Raw genomic sequence first — 17,059 nt, forward strand, 5'->3', positions numbered from 1 at the left:
TCAAGGCAAAAAAAAGCCTCCATCAAACATGAATGGAGGCATTAAAGGGCATTGCAAAGTTGTCTAGTTAATATCTTTAAGTCTCACGCACGCAGCTTCATGGGACTCAGTAACATTCTCCAGTTGAGGAATATGTTGAGCACATGCTTCTGTCGCGCTTGGGCAGCGAGTTCTAAAAACACAACCAGACGGTGGGTTAATGGGTGATGGCAAATCGCCAGATAAAAGCTGGATCTCTTTTTCTCTTTCCAGTTTTGGGTCTGGCACAGGAACAGCTGATAATAGGGCTTTGGTATAAGGGTGTTTTGGCGAATCGTAGAGTGAATGCTTATCTGCAAGCTCAACTGCATGGCCTAGGTACATAACCAGAACGCGGTCTGAAATATGTTTAACGACGCTTAAATCGTGTGCAATGAAGACTAACGAAAGCCCCATTTCTTTTTGCAAAGATTTAAGTAGGTTAACTACTTGGGCTTGGATAGACACATCTAAAGCGGATACCGGCTCGTCACAAACAACCAACTTTGGCTCAAGAATAAGGGCACGAGCAATACCGATACGTTGACATTGACCACCTGAGAATTCGTGCGGGTAGCGATTAATAACGTTTGGTAATAAACCTACCTTGGTCATGATGGCACGGACTTTTTCTTTTACCGCATCATCACTTAATTCAGGTTGAAAGGTCTTAAGTGGTTCAGCAATGATCTCTCCAATAGTCATCCTTGGGTTTAACGAGGCTAATGGATCCTGGAAGATCATTTGTAATTCTTGGCGTTTATCACGCATGTCTTTTTTATTGAGCTGGGTTAGGTCCTGTCCTAGCCAAACAACATTGCCTTGGGTAATTGGCAAGAGGCGTAATAGGGCACGGGCAAGGGTCGATTTACCACAACCTGACTCACCCACAACACCAAGGGTTTCCCCTTCATAAATTTTAAGGCTGACACCGTCTACTGCTTTTAGTGGGCGACCTTTTTCCCAAGGCCAAGAATTCTCATTCTTGATGTTAAAGTGAACCTTTAAATCAGTGACTTCCATTAGGACTTTGTTGTTCATGCTACTAACTCCTTAATGGATTTGTGACAAGCGCGTAAACCATGGTTTTCACACTTAATAAGCTCAGGTGATTCAGTGCGACACTTATCCGAAGCGTGAACACAGCGTTCTTGGAAAGGGCAGCCTGGTGGTAGTTGTAATAAATTAGGGGGATTACCAGGGATAGTTGCTAGGATTTCCCCTTCTGTATCAAGGCGAGGAATCGCTTCTAGTAAACCCTGAGTATAAGGATGTGATGGGTTATAGAAGACATTATCTGTGGTGCCATATTCCATAGTACGACCTGCGTACATGACCAATACCTTGTCACATAATCCGGCTACCACACCCAAATCATGGGTAATCATAATGATAGAAGTATTAAAGTCAGATTTAAGCTCATTTAGCAGGGTTAGAATCTGTGCTTGTACTGTTACATCAAGTGCTGTGGTTGGCTCATCGGCAATTAAAAGCTTAGGACGACACAATAACGCCATGGCGATCATGACACGTTGACGCATACCACCCGAAAACTCATGGGGATACATATTCATTCGCTTACGTGCTTCTGGCATCTTTACCGCATCCAGCATGCGTACAGATTCTTCGAAAGCATCTTTTTTGGTCATACCTTTATGTAGGATCAAGACTTCCATCAGTTGCTTACCGACCTTCATGTAAGGATTTAATGAGGTCATAGGATCTTGAAAAATCATCGCGATTTTTTCAGAGCGGATGTGGTTCATTGCGCTTTCAGGCAAGCCTAAAATGTTTTGACCTTCAAATAGTGCATTACCCTCAACCAAGCCATTGCCTGCAAGTAAACCCATTAAGGCAAAGGCAGTTTGGCTTTTGCCTGAACCTGACTCGCCGACAATCCCTAAGGTTTCACCTTCAGCAAGGCTGAAATTTAGATTGTTAACCGCTGTGACAGAACCGTCTGGCGTTTTAAAGTTAACGCGTAAGTCTTGGACATCTAATAAGTTCATATAACTCTCCTTAGCGATCTTTAGGGTCTAGTGCGTCGCGCAAACCGTCGCCTAGGAAGTTAAAACAAAACAGGGTAAGAATCAGGAAGGTTAGCGGCCAAGCAAGCTGCCAAATCGCAAGTTCCATGGTACCTGCACCTTCAGAAATAAGTGCGCCCCAACTTGTCATAGGCTCTTGTACTCCAAGCCCTAAGAAACTAATGAAAGACTCTAATAGAATCATGCCAGGCACGAGAAGAGTGGCGTAAACCACAACGATACCCAGCAGGTTAGGAATAATATGACGGGTAATAATCTTGAATGAAGACACACCACAAGCATGCGCGGCTTCAATGTACTCTTTGTTTTTCAAACTTAAAGTTTGTCCACGTACAATACGCGCCATGTCCAACCAGGATATGGCACCGATTGCGACAAAGATCAAAAAGATATGACGCCCAAAAATTGTCATTAAGATGATCACGAAAAACATGAATGGGAAAGAGTTAAGAATCTCAAGCGCACGCATCATAATGCTGTCGACACGACCACCTAGGTAGCCAGATGTGGCCCCATAAAGGGTACCGATAACGATAGCGACAAAACTGCCTAGAATACCCACTAGTAAAGAGATTTGGCCCCCTTGCATAGTACGTACAAAAATATCACGGCCTAGCACGTCTGTTCCAAAATAGTGGCCGGATTCAAAGCTAGGACGGCCTAGGTTTTCAATATCAGACAGGGCTTCCCAGTCAATATCTTCATAGCTCCAAACGCTTAGAAAAGGGCCGACTAATGCGAGTAGTGCAATGATTCCAAGAATTATTAAACTGATAACCGCTGCATGGTTTGATAGAAAGCGGCGTCTAGCATCTTGCCATAAACTACGGCCTTCAATTTCAGTCACTTGTTGAGCGAAATCTTCTACGGCCTCGATTTTATCTTTAGTTAACATCATGTTTGAGTGCCTTAATAACGAATTTTTGGATCAATAACCGCGTATAAGATATCTACGACGGCATTAAATAGAATGGTAAGTGAACCGACTAATATGGTGACACCCATAACCATTGAGTAGTCACGGTTCAGTGCGCCATTAATGAAATGCTGACCAATACCACCGGTGCCAAAGTAAACGTCTACGATCACAGAACCTGTGATGATGCCGACAAACGCAGGCCCTAAATAAGAGATAACAGGTAGCATGGTTGGGCGCAGAGCATGTTGCAAAATAATGCGGTAAGACGGTAAGCCTTTCGCTCTAGCGGTACGGATAAAGTTAGAGTGCATGGTCTCTATCATGCTGCCTCGGGTAATACGGGCAATTTGAGCAATATAACTGGTCGACATGGCGATGACTGGCATAACAAGGTAAGGCCACGCACCATCATTCCAGCCACCTGCGGGTAACCACTTAAGGTAGATAGAGAAAAATAAGATACAAAGAGGGGCTAATACAAAGTTAGGCAGCACGATACCGATATTGGCAAAGGCCATAACAAAGTAATCAACTAATGAATTTTGTCTTAGTGCCGCATAGATACCGCAAGAAACACCAATGACAACGGCAATGATAAAAGACCAAATGCCGATTTCAGCAGAGACAGGTAAACTCTGCGCAACTAATTCATTGATAGTAAAGTCTTTGTAGCGAAAAGATGGACCCAGGTCCCCTTGCAAGACGCCACCTAGATAGTAAAAGAACTGATTAATTACGGGCTCATCGAGATGGTACTTAGCATTAATATTTGCTAATACCTCTGGTGGCAAAGATCTTTCACTTGAAAATGGGCTACCTGGTGCCGAATGCATCAGGAAAAAAGAAACTGTGATGAGTATTAATAAAGTCGGAATTGCTTCAAAAATACGTTTAAAAATAAATGTCAGCATAATAATACCTGATTAGCCTCATGGGCCAAGATTCAAACCATTGACTAATACTAGGGAAACTAGATCTTAGAAGAAGTAAAGGAAGTAGCAGGCTCATATTGAGCCTGCTACTTAGCGCTATAGATACATCAGGTTTCGCTTAGTGAGCGATGATGTACATATCACGTGTATAGATGTTGTCTTCAGGATTTGGCTGATAACCGCCAACATAAGGCTTCTTCATACGCTTAGTAACATAGGTGTAGATAGGTGCGACAGCCATATCTTGGTTGATCGCAATTTCTTCTGCCTTGTTATAGTTGATTGAAGGGTTTTTCATGGTTTTCGCTTCGTTCAATAAACGGTCATATTCAGCATTTGAGTATTTACCGTCATTGTTACCATGAGTAGAGGTTAACAAATCAAGCATAGTTGATGCTTCATTGTAATCACCGATCCAACCAGCACGCGCAACTTGAAAGTCACCCGCTTTACGTGTTTCGAGGTAAGTTTTCCACTCTTGGTTTTCAAGCGTTACTTCTACACCTAAAGTCTTCTTCCACATAGAAGCAATGGCAATCGCAATACGTTTGTGACCATCGTTTGTGTTGTAAAGAAGGTTGAAAGTCAGAGGGTTATTTTTATCATAACCTGCTGATTGAAGTAGTTTTTTCGCTTCAGCTTCACGCTCTTTTTGAGTCATTTTAGCGTATGCAGGTGTTTCAGGGTTAAAGCCGTTTACGATAGAAGGAGTGAAAGTGTAAGCAGGTTGCTCACCAACACCCGTTACGTATTTAGTGATAACGTCACGGTTAATCGCAAAAGAAAGCGCCTTACGAACATCTGGGTTGTTGTAAGGTTCAACTTTAGTGTTGAACTGGTAGTAGTAAGTACCCAACTGAGGTGTGATGATAACTTCATCTGGAGACTCTTTTTTCAAACGCTTGAAGTGATCGCTTGGTAGGTTCCAAGTAATATCGATTTCACCTGCTTCATAACGCTTAAGGTCGGCGCTGTCATTTTCTAAAGGTAAGAAAGTCACTTTATCGATAACGGTTTTTTCGTTGTTCCAATACTGGTCGTTACGAACCATTTCCATCTTCTCGTTAACAATCCAAGAATCTAGTTTATAGGCACCGTTACTTACCATGTTGCCAGGCTTAACCCATTCAGAGCCATACTTTTCGATCACTTTACGTGGCGCTGGGAAAAGAGTTTGGTGAGATGTCATTTTTACAAAGTAAGGAACAGGACGTTCTAGTGTTACTTCAAATGTGTAATCGTCGACCGCTTTTACACCTAAGCTTTTAACATCTGCTTTACCGTTAATAATTTTAGAAGCATTAACAATAGATGGGATCTCAACATACCAAGCATATGCAGACGCAGTTACTGGATCAACAGCACGTTGGAAACCAAATACGAAGTCATGAGCAGTAACGGATTCGCCGTTAGACCATTTAGCATCTTTACGTAGGTTGAAAGTATAAACCGTGTTATCTGAATTAGTGGTATAGCTAGTTGCAACACCAGGAGTTAGGTTGCCGTCGCCATCAAGGTTGTATAAACCTTCAAAAAGCTCACGAGTACGGTGAGAGCCAGGTGTTCCTTCTACTTTTTGTGGATCAAGTGTTGCAGGCTCTGCGCCACCACCACGTACAAGTTCTTGAACGTCAGCTAGCTTAACGCCAGCAGGAACATCGGCAGCTTGGGTTTGAACTGCGCCTAAGGCTAAGCTCATTAACGCACTAGCAAGAAGTGTTTTTTTCAGGTTCATAAAAGGCCCCTTTTAGTTAACTTAAGTTATTTATTATTAATGGTGCATTGTGCTTCTAAGCAGTTTGTTTTGGTGTTGCAACAAATGCCTGAGCCTTGGATAGTTAACTAATTGGGTAAATGGCTCAATCGAAATTGCGCATTACGTTATACGCATAATAAAGGTTTAATTTAAAAAATAGATATCTAGGTCAGTGTTGAATAAGGTGAAAGCGTGATATTTAAAGGGAAGTTTGAGAAAAATATGATAATGTCTATTTTTTAGAAATTTCATGGAACAAATTTGTGATTCTGCAACCTTTTCAAGTTATTGGTGCTTACTTTAAAGCGCTGCCTATCTTATTTTCGCCTGGTTTGAGGCTATTCATCCTAGTGCCTCTGCTGGCAAATATCGGGTTAATGGCGCTTCTGTATATGGTCGCTTTTAGTTACTTCGGTGATTTAACGAATTACCTAATGGGCTGGCTACCTGATTGGTTATCCTTCTTAAGTTGGTTATTTTATTTAGGTTTTAGTCTTTTGAGTGGCATTGTCCTCTTTTATGCCTTTTCTGTTGGCGTCAACATACTTGCTGCACCTTTCAATGGTATTTTGGCAGAAAAGGTAGAGGCTAAGCTGACTGGTAAAGCCGCCGACTCTGAGTTAAATTTTCGTGCAATCAGCTTATTAATTAGCCAAAGCCTTGTCAGAGAATTGCAGAAGATATTGTATTTCTTACCGCGCTTTTTACTCTTATTTATTCTGTCCATGATACCTGTTGTGAATATTATCGCGCCTTTATTGTGGTTGTTTTTTGGGGCTTGGGTGCTTGCGATTCAATATATGGATTATGCATTTGATAATAATCAGGTGTCTTTTTCTGAAATGCGTTTAGGTCTGAGGCAAAAACCCGTTTTATGTTGGTCTTTTGGCTTTATAGTGATGGTTCTCTTGCCAATACCTTTTGTTAATTTTGTGGTGATACCTTTGGCTGTCGTTACCTCTACCATTCTTTGGTGTGATTCATTTAAAGCAAGTTATTCAAAGATTGATAGCCTTGCCCAAAATTTAGGAAACAACTAAATGGCTATAAAAATTCTTGTTGTGGATGATGCCTCTTTTACCCGAGACTTGATTCGTCGCACACTAAAAAAACACTTCCCATCGGCTCATTTAGAAGAAGCGGTAAATGGTCGTAAAGCCCAGCAGCTTATGAATAAGGTCAAATTTGATATGATCTTATGTGATTGGGAAATGCCTGAAATGACAGGGCTTGAGCTACTTGAATGGTGTCGCCAGCAAGATAATTATAAAAAGGAAAATGTCCCTTTTGTGATGATTACCAGCCGGGGTGATAAGGATCATGTGGTTGAAGCTGTTAAAACAGGGGTAACTGACTATCTAGGTAAACCTTTTTCCAGCGAACAATTGGTCAATAAGATAGTCTCAGCGGCGAAAAAACATGATTTGGATTCTGCCTTGATGGCAAAAGGCGCTAGAGGCTCAGGCGCAGAGAAAGAAGCGCTTGATAATCTTACCAAAGCGGCATCGGGGTCGGGCGGTCCTAAAGGAATGAGTAGCCACACCTCAGGTTCACTGGATGTTTTGCTAGGTGGAAAAAGCGCTAAAGCAGCGACTGTGACTAAGCCTAAAATCACTCACCCTAAAGTCACGATAAAAGATGTGAAAGTGCCCAGCATGGTGCGTTTTGCGGGTAAGCAGTTTAGAACCATGGTGATTCAATTTAGTTGTACTGAAGCCAGTCTTTTGATTAAAAGTGATGATGTAATTCCAAATGTATTGGATCAAGCGGTGCTTGATTTAGAGTTTAAAGGCAAGGTCAATCGTTTGAACTATTATGTGCAAGGGGTTGCAACGACAGAAAAAAAACCAAGTTCTGCCTTTTTGACCGTAACCTTAGGCCTTATTGACCAAGATGAAGAGAAGGAAGCTTTTATTAAAGCACTATTTGAAAGCTTATAAGTCTTTTAAAGAATTAAAAAAGCCAAGCAAATGCTTGGCTTTTTTTTAGGATGCGTTCCTTTGTATTTCTTGCGTCTCATGGGTTGGAAGCTTGGGATGCTTCACTCTGGAGCGAGGGAAGTGACAGGAAAAAGTGCTACCAAAGCCTAACTGGCTGTTAATATCTAATTTACTGTCATGATGATGCAAGACATGTTTAACAATAGATAAACCAAGCCCTGTGCCTGCTGTATCTGAGCCTCTTCCTTTATCAACTCTGAAAAAACGTTCTGTTAAACGGGGAATGAATCTAGGGTCTATCCCTAAGCCATTATCCTGAACACAGAAAACCCCGCCTTCATGATTTACCTGCCAACTAATGTCTATTTCTCCACCATCTGGTGAATATTTAAGGGCGTTGACAACTAGGTTGGAGAAAGCACTATAAAGTTCACTGTAACTGCCGTAAATCGTACTCTCTTCATCCGCATCCCAACTCAAAAAATGGCCAGAGTTTTTGAAGACTTTAGCAGAGTCACAAATTACTTGAATCAAATCACTAACATTATGCCATTGGTCTGAATCAGCTCTTTGATTACTTTCTAAGCGCGATAATAATAATAGATCTTCAATCAAAAGCTCCATGCGATTTGATTGAGTACTCATATTATGTACCCCTTTTTGCATTCTCTCGGGTAAAGAATCCTTGAACATGTCCAAGGTTTCTAAATAGCCCTTGATCACTGTCAATGGGGTTTTTAGCTCATGGGAAGCATTAGCCACAAAGTCTTTACGCATTTGCTCAAGTAGATGGAGGCGTGTCACATCCCTCACAAAAATAAGATGATCATTTTTAGCATAAAGGGTGGTTTGAAACTCTAGATAAGTGCCTTCCTTCGCCGGTGACTGAATGACCAAAGATTCTCCAAATCGCTTTTGACTAAAATAACGGAAAAACTCAGGGGTGCGAACGATATTGGTCAGTGGCTGGCTTCGATCAACTGGCTTAACTAGCCCGAGTAAATCACCCGCTGATTTGTTCCACCATTCTAAACGTCCTGTATTATCAGCCATGATGACACCATCACTCAGTGCCGAGGTTGACTCTTCAATACGGGCCAATGCTTGTTGCATCCGCTTTTTAGACTTTTTTTGTTTCTTTTGAAGACGGCTTACGGTATCAAAAACATCGCCCCAAACTCCTGTGGAGTCTGGTGGTAATGATCGTCCTGATCGTCGAATCCATTGATGAAAGCGGTAAAGCTCATAAAACTGCCAAACTAGCAGACCTAAGGTGTACAAAAATAAGAGTGTAAAGGTATAGCCAAAAATCATGCCCAAGAACAGGCAAAAGACAAAGCCAAAGGTCAAACGGATTAGGGCAGCTTGCCAAATTCGCTTCATAGGCTAGGCCAAACGTTTACTGGAAAAACGATAACCTGTTCCTCTAACGGTTTGGATAAGATAATCATGGCTATCTCCGATCGCTTTGCGCAAACGGCGTATGTGTACATCGACAGTTCTTTCTTCAACATATACATTACCTCCCCAGACCTGATCCAATAATTGTGCTCTTGAATACGCTCTTTCTTGGTGAGTGATAAGAAACTTAAGTAAACGATACTCGGTCGGGCCCATCTCTAATGGCTTAGAGCCAATTGATACTCTTTGGCTTAAAGGGTCTAGTTTAAGGCCATCAACTTCAATGGGCTCATCGACACCTTGAGGGTGCGCACGTCTTAATACCGCTTTAAGTCGAGCAACAAGTTCTCTGGGTGAAAAAGGCTTGGTGATATAATCATCTGCGCCTGCTTCAAGACCTTGAATCTTATTGTCTTCTTCACTTTTTGCTGTCAGCATAATCACTGGTATTTCTGCCGTCAGCGCTTCTTTTTTAAGTCGGCGAGTGAGCTCTATGCCGCTACCGCCAGGCATCATCCAATCTACTAGGATTAAATCGGGTCTATGATCTACGATTATCTCGTAAGCGGTACGGCTGTTATCCGCTTCAAGGTATTCATAACCTGCCATCTCAAGAGCAATGGCTATCATTTCTCGAATTGATGATTCGTCGTCAATTATTAATACTTTTTTACCGGTCACAGGATATATCCTCTTCTCTGGAACGGTTTAATTAAAACGATCAATTGTGACAGTTTAGTTAAAATGTCACAGATGACTTAATTTAGTGTACGAAAAACCCTGCAGCAAAACCAACAAAGACACAAAAGCCTACTCGGTTATTGTCTAAGAATGACTTAAAACAAGCTGCCCTATCCCTGTGCCTTGCTTGCCAAAGTTGCTGCATAAATAACGCCCCTGCTACTAATAAACTGAGGTGGAACCATCCGCTCAAGCCTTCAATAACACCAACCCAGACGATGAGTGAAAGGGCAAGACCTTGTAATAACACTATGATTAATAAGTCATATTGTGCAAAAAGGATGGCGGTTGACTTGATACCAATTGTTAAATCATCGTTACGATCAACCATGGCGTAATAAGTATCATAAGCGATTGTCCAAAAGACATTCGCCAAAAAGAGCATCCAAAGTTGTATGTCGCTTAAGGAACCGCCTTGCGCCACATAGGCCATGGGAATTGCCCAAGAAAATGCCAGCCCCAAAAAAAGTTGAGGCAGATGGGTAAAGCGCTTCATAAAAGGATATAAGGCGGCTAAAAACAAACCGACAAAGGATAAAAGTATGGTTTTTAGGTCGGTGAATAACACCAAGATAAAGCTTATTACACACAAAAAGGCAAAAAAACAGAGGGCTTCTTTTTCACTGACTCTACCTGAAGGTAAAGGGCGATTTTTTGTACGTTCAACAGAGCCATCGACTTTGCGGTCAGCGTAATCATTAATGACACAACCGGCTGAGCGCATTGAAAAGACACCAGCAATAAAGATTAGGAGTAAGTGCCAGTCAGGCATTCCGTCAGCGGCTAACCATAATGCCCACAATGTCGGCCAGAGTAATAGAAGGGTGCCAATAGGCTTGTCCAAGCGTGCAAGTTCGGCAAAGGCTTTTATTCTACTCATTTCTTATCCTTTAACTTTAACAAAGGTCTAATCGACGGGAAAAAGACTTCATTGACTAATATTCCTTGGCCGAATTGATAAAAAACCGAACGGCGTGCCCAGGTTGCTTCTTGAATATGTTTAAACAAGGTTGGTGGTAGCTGAGATACTTCTATTTCGCCCCTTGTCAGGCCTTTAAAGCGATAAAGATAACCTCCAAGGGGTTGGTTACCTAATTTTGGCAAATAACGCCAGTGACCTTTGAGTGATCTTGCTGGAATAATGGATCTTGCATAAATAATTGCCTGGCCATCCACTTTAAGAATGACCTCACGTATCCTTGCAGCTTCTCTCGGCTTGAGTTTGAGTTTTTGCCTTTCTCTTTGTGTGGTGGGGCCCCAAGTATCTGAAATAACATCAACTGTCAGTTTACCTAATGTTTGAACTTTGGCCGTTAAAGAGCCTTGTTCTGCAAGCCAAGGCCATATAAAAGCGGGAATATTTTTACTTTGGGCATTACTTATGGAAGACCAGACATAATCAAACTGTTTGGTCGCAGTAAAGTTTAATACAGGGTTCTTGTTTGGCTGATCAATAATTGCTTTCAAAATAACGTCATTGTTCCAAAAAGCGGAGAAAAAGCAGGAGTATTAGGTGCTCAATTTAATCTTAAAGGGTTAGAGACAAAACAGCCTTCACTTTATCCTAATTACCATTATTAATTAAAGACGCCATTAATTTAATGTTGTCTGAATTCTTTTTGAGCTCTTGATAAATTGCATCTAGCTGCTCCTGATCCAAGCCAATTATCGCTTGGGTCGCCGGTGTCACCTCTTCATTATTAAATAGGTTGTGACAAACACTTAACAGTTTGGCAATGATGGCATGTTCTCCCTCATAGGCCAAATTTTTGCTGTAGCGAATACCATTGCAGATGCCATCAGGCAAGGCCCAGTGACGTAATAGCCAAGCCCCGATTTGTTCTCGGCTTAATTTCAATAAGAACATTTCAACTAGGTTTGTAGGTAAGTGGGCATTTACCTCTAGATGACGAGATAAAATACTAAAGTGCGGTGGTAGAACGGCACCTATGGCTAATAAACCAAAATTATGCAGTAAACCGGCAAGGTAAGCATGACCTAATCTAGGGCGTTTATTGGCAGGCATATTTTTCACTAAGGCTTCCATTAGTGAAGCAAACGAAACAGCCTGAAACCAATAGCTTTCATAGTGTCGGGGCCCGTTCTCAGGAATGGTAAGCGCTTTACCCATGGATAAGCCTAAGGCAAGATTCATTACCATATCAAAGCCTAACACCCTAATAATGGCATCTTCAACGGATTCGATTTCACCTGGGGCGCCATAATAAGGTGAGCTTGCCCAACTGACAACTTGAGCGGCTAGGCTGGGATCAAGGCTTATGACTTCACATAACTCGTCTGTGCCTGCGTTTTCATCAGAACATAAACGAATGATTCTTTGAGATGAGGCGGGTAACGGTGGGAGTTCTAAGGTCTCTTCAAGGCGTTGCTTTAAACGTATAGATTGAAAGCGTCCCAGTGCTTTTTGCAAGGACTGTTCGTCATTGCCATGATGCTCGACCTCTTTATTTAAAAGGTCTCTATCAATCGCAAAGTGCCCAAACTGACAATGCATCCCAGCAAAAATCTTACTGATTTCTTTTGCTTCAATTTGATGAAAACTGCTGTTCTCAGATTTTTTAATCGTTAGATTAACCTGTTCTTGTAGGCTTTGATCGATATAGGTGATTACCTTATCTGTGTTCAGTAAGACATCACTTTCAATATTGTAGGTATTACTCGGAGATAAGCGGCGTTTACTGATACGAGTAATCGCTGCAATATCTAGCATGGCGTCAAAAGGAAAAAGCGCTTGAACCTTACCGGTTGCATCCTGTAAGTGAACAACTTTTACCTTTAAGCTTTGGAGTGTATCGAGATTATCATGGTTCATAAATACTAGTTTAGTCGTTAAGTAAGCATACCCAAGCAATTTAACAAATATCGAAAAACAAAAAAGCCCCTAACAGGGGCTTTTTTGTGCATTGATCGCAAATTTCTTAATTAATGGTTCAAAATTTGACTTAAGAACAATTGAGTACGGTCATGCTGAGGGTTATCGAAGAATTCATGAGGCTCATTCGCTTCCACGATTTCACCCGCATCCATGAAGACAACACGGTCAGCAACGGTTTTTGCAAAGCCCATCTCGTGAGTTACACAAACCATTGTCATACCTTCATCAGCAAGCTGAATCATTACATCTAGTACTTCCTTGATCATCTCAGGGTCAAGCGCAGATGTCGGCTCATCAAACAGCATGATGCGTGGTTTCATGCAAAGACCGCGGGCGATAGCAACACGCTGTTGCTGACCACCAGAAAGCTGACCTGGGAACTTGTTCGCCTGGTTCGCAATTTTTACACGCTCAAGGTAATGCATTGCCATTTCTTCTGCTTCTTTCTTAGGCATTTTACGAACCCAGATAGGAGCTAAAGTCAGGTTTTCCAAAATCGTTAAGTGAGGGAAAAGGTTAAAGTGCTGGAACACCATACCCACATCTTTACGAATCGCTTCGATGTTTTTCAAGTTATCGTTCATTTCAATGCCGTCAACAATGATAGAGCCCTTTTGGTGCTCTTCAAGACGGTTGATGCAACGAGTCATAGTTGATTTACCTGAACCTGAAGGTCCACAAACCACGATACGCTCGCCTTTTTTGATACTGAAATCGATATTTTTAAGTACGTGGAAATCGCCGTACCACTTGTTTACATCTTTAAATTCGATAATTGCTTTTTCGCCCGGCTCAAGCTGAGCGAGTGCCATATTTTGTTCTGTCATTTGAAAGGCCTCAAAAAAATTCTAGTTCCGCTTGTGTCCGGTTTCTAACTTACGCTCAATTCTCATACTGTAGCGAGACATGCCAAAGCAAGCTGCCCAATAAATAAAGCCAGCAAAAGCATAACCTTCAATTGTTGTTCCTAACCAGCTGGAATCGTGTGTTGCTGCTTGTATCCTGCCTAACAGGTCAAACATACCCACAATATAAACAAGTGTCGTATCTTTAAATAAACCGATGAAGGTGTTTACGATACCTGGAATAACTAGCTTCAATGCTTGTGGCAAGATTACCAAAACCATTGATTGCCAATATGTTAGACCCATAGCATCAGCGGCTTCATATTGACCTTTAGGAATCGCTTGCAAACCACCACGAATAACCTCAGCCATGTAAGCCGCTGAGAATAGGGTGATACCAATTAATACACGCATTAGCTTATTAAAGTTCATACCGTCAGGTAGGAATAAAGGAATCATTACTGACGCCATAAATAAGATAGTGATTAAAGGTACTGCACGAATCGTTTCAATGAAGACGATACAAACAGATTTAGCAATTGGCATGCTGGATTGACGACCTAATGCGAGAAGCACTCCCAACGGGAAAGAAGCCACAATACCGACAACACCTAAAAGCGTCGTTAGAAATAGTCCACCCCAAAGAGAGGTTTCAACGATTTCCAGTCCAAATACACCGCCAGCAAATAGGAAATAAGCAATAACAGGGTAAACAGCAATGATACCAATGGATAAAAAGAGTTTATTAACTGCTTTTATCGCAAACATAGCAATCAAGACAACCAAGAGAATCAAGGCTAAATCGATTCGCCATGTTTCATCAGCTGGATACAGACCATACATAAACTGTTCAAAATAAACACCAATGAAAGCCCAGCATGCTCCACCTGCTGTACAAGCTGCTTTAGATTCACCTTCAAATGTGGCGTTAATAAGGCCCCATTCTACGACAGGTGGAATAAGCAAGTACAAAACGTAAAAGCTGAATAAGGTTAAAAAGATATTGAGAGGGGACGACAATAAGTTATGACGTACCCATGCCACTGCACCAACAGAATTTACTGGTGGTGGAAGGCTTGGTGATGGATTAAATTTAATAGCCATATTCTTCCTCCTAGCGCTCCGTTAATGACATTTTTTTGTTATACCAGTTCATAAATATCGAAATAGTTAAACTCAATGTTCCGTAAACCAGCATACAAAGCCCAATGTTTTCAATCGCTTGACCTGTTTGGTTTAGCGTTGTCCCCATAACAACAGCAACTAACTCTGGGTATGCAATGGCAGCCCCAAGTGATGAGTTTTTCGCTAAGTTTAGGAATTGGCTAGTAAGCGGCGGAATAATAACGCGTAGTGCTTGAGGTAAAACAATTAAGCGCTGTGTCAAACTGTCTTTAAGGCCTAAAGAACGAGCGGCTTCAGTTTGTCCCCAGTTTACAGACAAGATACCTGCTCGCACTATCTCAGCAATAAAGGCACCAGTGTAGGTAGAAAGTGCGACAAGAACTGCGACAAATTCTGGGGGAAGAACCATACCACCTGTCACGTTAAAGCGACTTTTCTGTGGAAGATCAAACTCGATAGGGAAACCAGATATAGCCAAGGCCAAAAACGTAATGACGACGATTAGACCAAGTGACGCCCAGTAAGCAGGGAACCAAAGACCCGTGATCGTCTGACGTCTTTTTGCCCAAACAATAAGTGCAATAGATGCAATAATTGAGATGACAAAGCCCGCGATAACAAAACCAAAACCTTCTTGGAAGAGAGGGTTTGGAGAGTAGATACCACGTTTGTTTAAGAAGAAGTCACCAAATATTATGCTGTTTTTTGGTATTGGTAGGGTTGCAAGCACCGCAAAATACCAGAAAAACATTTGCAGCAATAAAGGAATATTACGCAAAGTTTCAACATATACTGTTGCTAAACGTGCCACCAACCAGTTATTAGAAAGACGAGCCAAGCCCATCACAACACCAATAACAGTGGCTAATATAATCCCCATTAAGGAAATAACAATAGTATTAATCAGAGCCACTATAAAGGCGCGTCCGTAAGTATCGGCCTCTGTGTACTCAATAAGGTGGATAAGAACGGGAAATCCAGCTGGTTGGTTTAAAAATTCAAAACCAGTAGAAATACCTTGGTTAGCTAAGTTGGCTTGTAAGTTACTAAATAGGTAATAGCTTACGAAAACAACCACTGCTAGAAGCACAACTTGAAAGATAATAGCGCGGGTGCCAGCATCGTTCAAAAGGCTTTTATTACTTGAAGTAGTATTATCGCTCATCTTGGTTCAGGCAATTGAAATGCTCGTCAGATGTGTAAAGAAAGGGGGGAAAGATTCAGCGACTCAGTTAATGAGTCGCTGAATAAATACCCGAAGCAGGTAGCTTGTAGGTATTAACGTACTGGTGGCGCGTACATTACACCACCTTCAGTCCATAGTTTGTTAATGCCACGTGGTAGACCTACTGGAGTAGATGGACCAACGTTACGCTCGAAAACTTCACCATAGTTACCTACTTGAGCAATGACATTGTAAGCCCAGTCAGCAGGAAGGCTTAGTTGAGCACCCATATCACCTTCAGCACCTAGAAGACGTCTGATACCTGGATCTTTAGTTTCTGCTTTGATCTTAGCTACGTTTGAAGAGCTAATACCCATTTCTTCAGCGTTAACCTGTACAAACATTGCCCAAGTTACAATATCTTTCCACTGGTTGTCGCCGTGACGAACAACAGGACCTAGTGGTTCTTTAGAGATTGTTTCATCTAGAATAACGTGTGCACTTGAATCAGCTAGCTTAGAGCGATGAGCTGCAAGACCTGATTTATCTGTTGTAAATACATCACAACGACCAGAAGCGTAAGCAGCTAGAGCTTCGTCTGCTTTTTGAACAACAACTGGAACGTATTCTAGTTGGTGCTTACGGAAGAAGTCAGCCATGTTTAATTCTGTTGTTGTACCTTGCTCAGTACAAACTGTTGCACCGTCAAGTTCAAGTGCAGAGTCAACACCTAGATCTTTACGAACCATGAAGCCTTGACCGTCGTAGAAGTTTACCGCAGTAAAGTCTAGACCTAGAGAAGTATCACGAGTGTAAGTCCAAGTTGTGTTACGGGATAGAACGTCGATTTCACCTGATTGTAGCGCTGTGAAACGTTCTTTCGCAGAAAGCGGAGTGAATTTAACTTTTTGAGCATCACCAAATACGGCTGCAGCAGCTGCACGACAAGCATCTACGTCGATACCAGTCCAGTTACCGTTTGAATCAGCATTTGAGAAACCAGGAACACCTTGGCTTACGCCACATTGAATAAAGCCTTTTGCTTTTACATCGTCAAGCGTACCAGCAGTTGCACCAGCGCTTACAGTTAGTGCAACAGCTGCAGTAGAAATTAACTTACCCACGTTAGATTTCATCTTATTTTGCCTCCCAGGCGTTTGTTTGGTCGTAATTTTTAGACATAGATTATTGAACTTAATGTGTATCTAAACTCATCTTATTTTAGTGAGCTTCAAAACTTAAAAAGCAATTCTTAGGCCAAAATTAACTTATT

General features: G+C 41.7%; 16 protein-coding genes. 2 read left to right on the plus strand and 14 right to left on the minus strand.

All coding sequences use genetic code 11. The annotated features are described in order from the left end of the window. Positions 1 to 63: 63 nt before the first annotated feature. The 5 genes from oppF to MED121_RS14410 all read right to left on the minus strand — a co-directional run bounded on the left by oppF (position 64) and on the right by MED121_RS14410 (position 5,652). Positions 64 to 1,059: a murein tripeptide/oligopeptide ABC transporter ATP binding protein OppF gene (gene oppF / locus MED121_RS14390; protein ID WP_009834452.1), complete on the minus strand. Its 996-nt coding sequence runs from the start codon at positions 1,057 to 1,059 to the stop codon at positions 64 to 66. Further along, complete coding sequence (gene oppD / locus MED121_RS14395) at positions 1,056 to 2,027, minus strand: oligopeptide ABC transporter ATP-binding protein OppD (protein ID WP_009834453.1); 972 nt, start codon at positions 2,025 to 2,027, stop codon at positions 1,056 to 1,058. The genes oppF and oppD overlap by 4 nt, the downstream gene beginning before the upstream one ends. Before the next feature lie 10 nt (positions 2,028 to 2,037). Further along, a complete protein-coding gene (gene oppC / locus MED121_RS14400) occupies positions 2,038 to 2,964 on the minus strand; it encodes an oligopeptide ABC transporter permease OppC (RefSeq protein ID WP_009834454.1) in 927 nt (308 codons plus the stop codon). 11 nt (positions 2,965 to 2,975) lie between these two features. Next, positions 2,976 to 3,896, minus strand: a complete 921-nt coding sequence (oppB, locus tag MED121_RS14405; RefSeq protein ID WP_009834455.1) for an oligopeptide ABC transporter permease OppB — start codon at positions 3,894 to 3,896, stop codon at positions 2,976 to 2,978. 139 nt (positions 3,897 to 4,035) lie between these two features. Next, a complete protein-coding gene (locus MED121_RS14410; RefSeq protein ID WP_009834456.1) occupies positions 4,036 to 5,652 on the minus strand; it encodes a peptide ABC transporter substrate-binding protein in 1,617 nt (538 codons plus the stop codon). A gap of 284 nt (positions 5,653 to 5,936) precedes the next feature. Here MED121_RS14410 and cysZ point away from each other — a divergent pair, with 284 nt between their 5' ends. Beyond that, the gene (gene cysZ, locus MED121_RS14415; RefSeq protein ID WP_009834457.1) at positions 5,937 to 6,713 is read left to right on the plus strand and encodes a sulfate transporter CysZ; all 777 of its coding nucleotides are present in this window, start codon (positions 5,937 to 5,939) and stop codon (positions 6,711 to 6,713) included. Next, positions 6,714 to 7,613 carry a response regulator gene (locus tag MED121_RS14420; protein WP_009834458.1) on the plus strand — a complete coding sequence of 300 codons (900 nt, stop codon included), beginning with the start codon at positions 6,714 to 6,716 and terminating at the stop codon, positions 7,611 to 7,613. Positions 7,614 to 7,658: 45 nt separating this feature from the next. Here the strand turns inward: MED121_RS14420 and phoR are convergent, their stop codons facing one another. The 9 genes from phoR to MED121_RS14465 all read right to left on the minus strand — a co-directional run bounded on the left by phoR (position 7,659) and on the right by MED121_RS14465 (position 16,922). After that, positions 7,659 to 8,996 carry a phosphate regulon sensor histidine kinase PhoR gene (gene phoR, locus MED121_RS14425; RefSeq protein WP_009834459.1) on the minus strand — a complete coding sequence of 446 codons (1,338 nt, stop codon included), beginning with the start codon at positions 8,994 to 8,996 and terminating at the stop codon, positions 7,659 to 7,661. A 3-nt stretch (positions 8,997 to 8,999) separates the two neighbouring features. Next, positions 9,000 to 9,695 (minus strand): phosphate regulon transcriptional regulator PhoB, encoded by a 696-nt coding sequence (gene phoB, locus MED121_RS14430; RefSeq protein WP_036180542.1) that lies wholly within the window; start codon positions 9,693 to 9,695, stop codon positions 9,000 to 9,002. Positions 9,696 to 9,777: 82 nt separating this feature from the next. Then, complete coding sequence (ubiA, locus tag MED121_RS14435) at positions 9,778 to 10,635, minus strand: 4-hydroxybenzoate octaprenyltransferase (RefSeq protein WP_009834461.1); 858 nt, start codon at positions 10,633 to 10,635, stop codon at positions 9,778 to 9,780. Next, entirely contained in the window at positions 10,632 to 11,222 is a 591-nt protein-coding gene (locus MED121_RS14440) for a chorismate lyase (protein ID WP_009834462.1), read from the minus strand. The genes ubiA and MED121_RS14440 overlap by 4 nt, the downstream gene beginning before the upstream one ends. 97 nt (positions 11,223 to 11,319) lie before the next feature. After that, entirely contained in the window at positions 11,320 to 12,588 is a 1,269-nt protein-coding gene (locus tag MED121_RS14445; protein WP_009834463.1) for an HDOD domain-containing protein, read from the minus strand. A gap of 110 nt (positions 12,589 to 12,698) precedes the next feature. Next, complete coding sequence (locus MED121_RS14450; RefSeq protein ID WP_036180544.1) at positions 12,699 to 13,478, minus strand: amino acid ABC transporter ATP-binding protein; 780 nt, start codon at positions 13,476 to 13,478, stop codon at positions 12,699 to 12,701. 21 nt (positions 13,479 to 13,499) lie between these two features. After that, entirely contained in the window at positions 13,500 to 14,600 is a 1,101-nt protein-coding gene (locus MED121_RS14455) for an amino acid ABC transporter permease (protein WP_009834465.1), read from the minus strand. 10 nt (positions 14,601 to 14,610) lie between these two features. Further along, complete coding sequence (locus tag MED121_RS14460) at positions 14,611 to 15,786, minus strand: amino acid ABC transporter permease (protein ID WP_009834466.1); 1,176 nt, start codon at positions 15,784 to 15,786, stop codon at positions 14,611 to 14,613. A gap of 113 nt (positions 15,787 to 15,899) precedes the next feature. Next, the gene (locus MED121_RS14465; RefSeq protein WP_009834467.1) at positions 15,900 to 16,922 is read right to left on the minus strand and encodes an amino acid ABC transporter substrate-binding protein; all 1,023 of its coding nucleotides are present in this window, start codon (positions 16,920 to 16,922) and stop codon (positions 15,900 to 15,902) included. Positions 16,923 to 17,059 lie beyond the last annotated feature (137 nt).

This window comes from Marinomonas sp. MED121 (genome assembly GCF_000153025.1).
Classification (GTDB): Bacteria; Pseudomonadota; Gammaproteobacteria; order Pseudomonadales; family Marinomonadaceae; genus Marinomonas.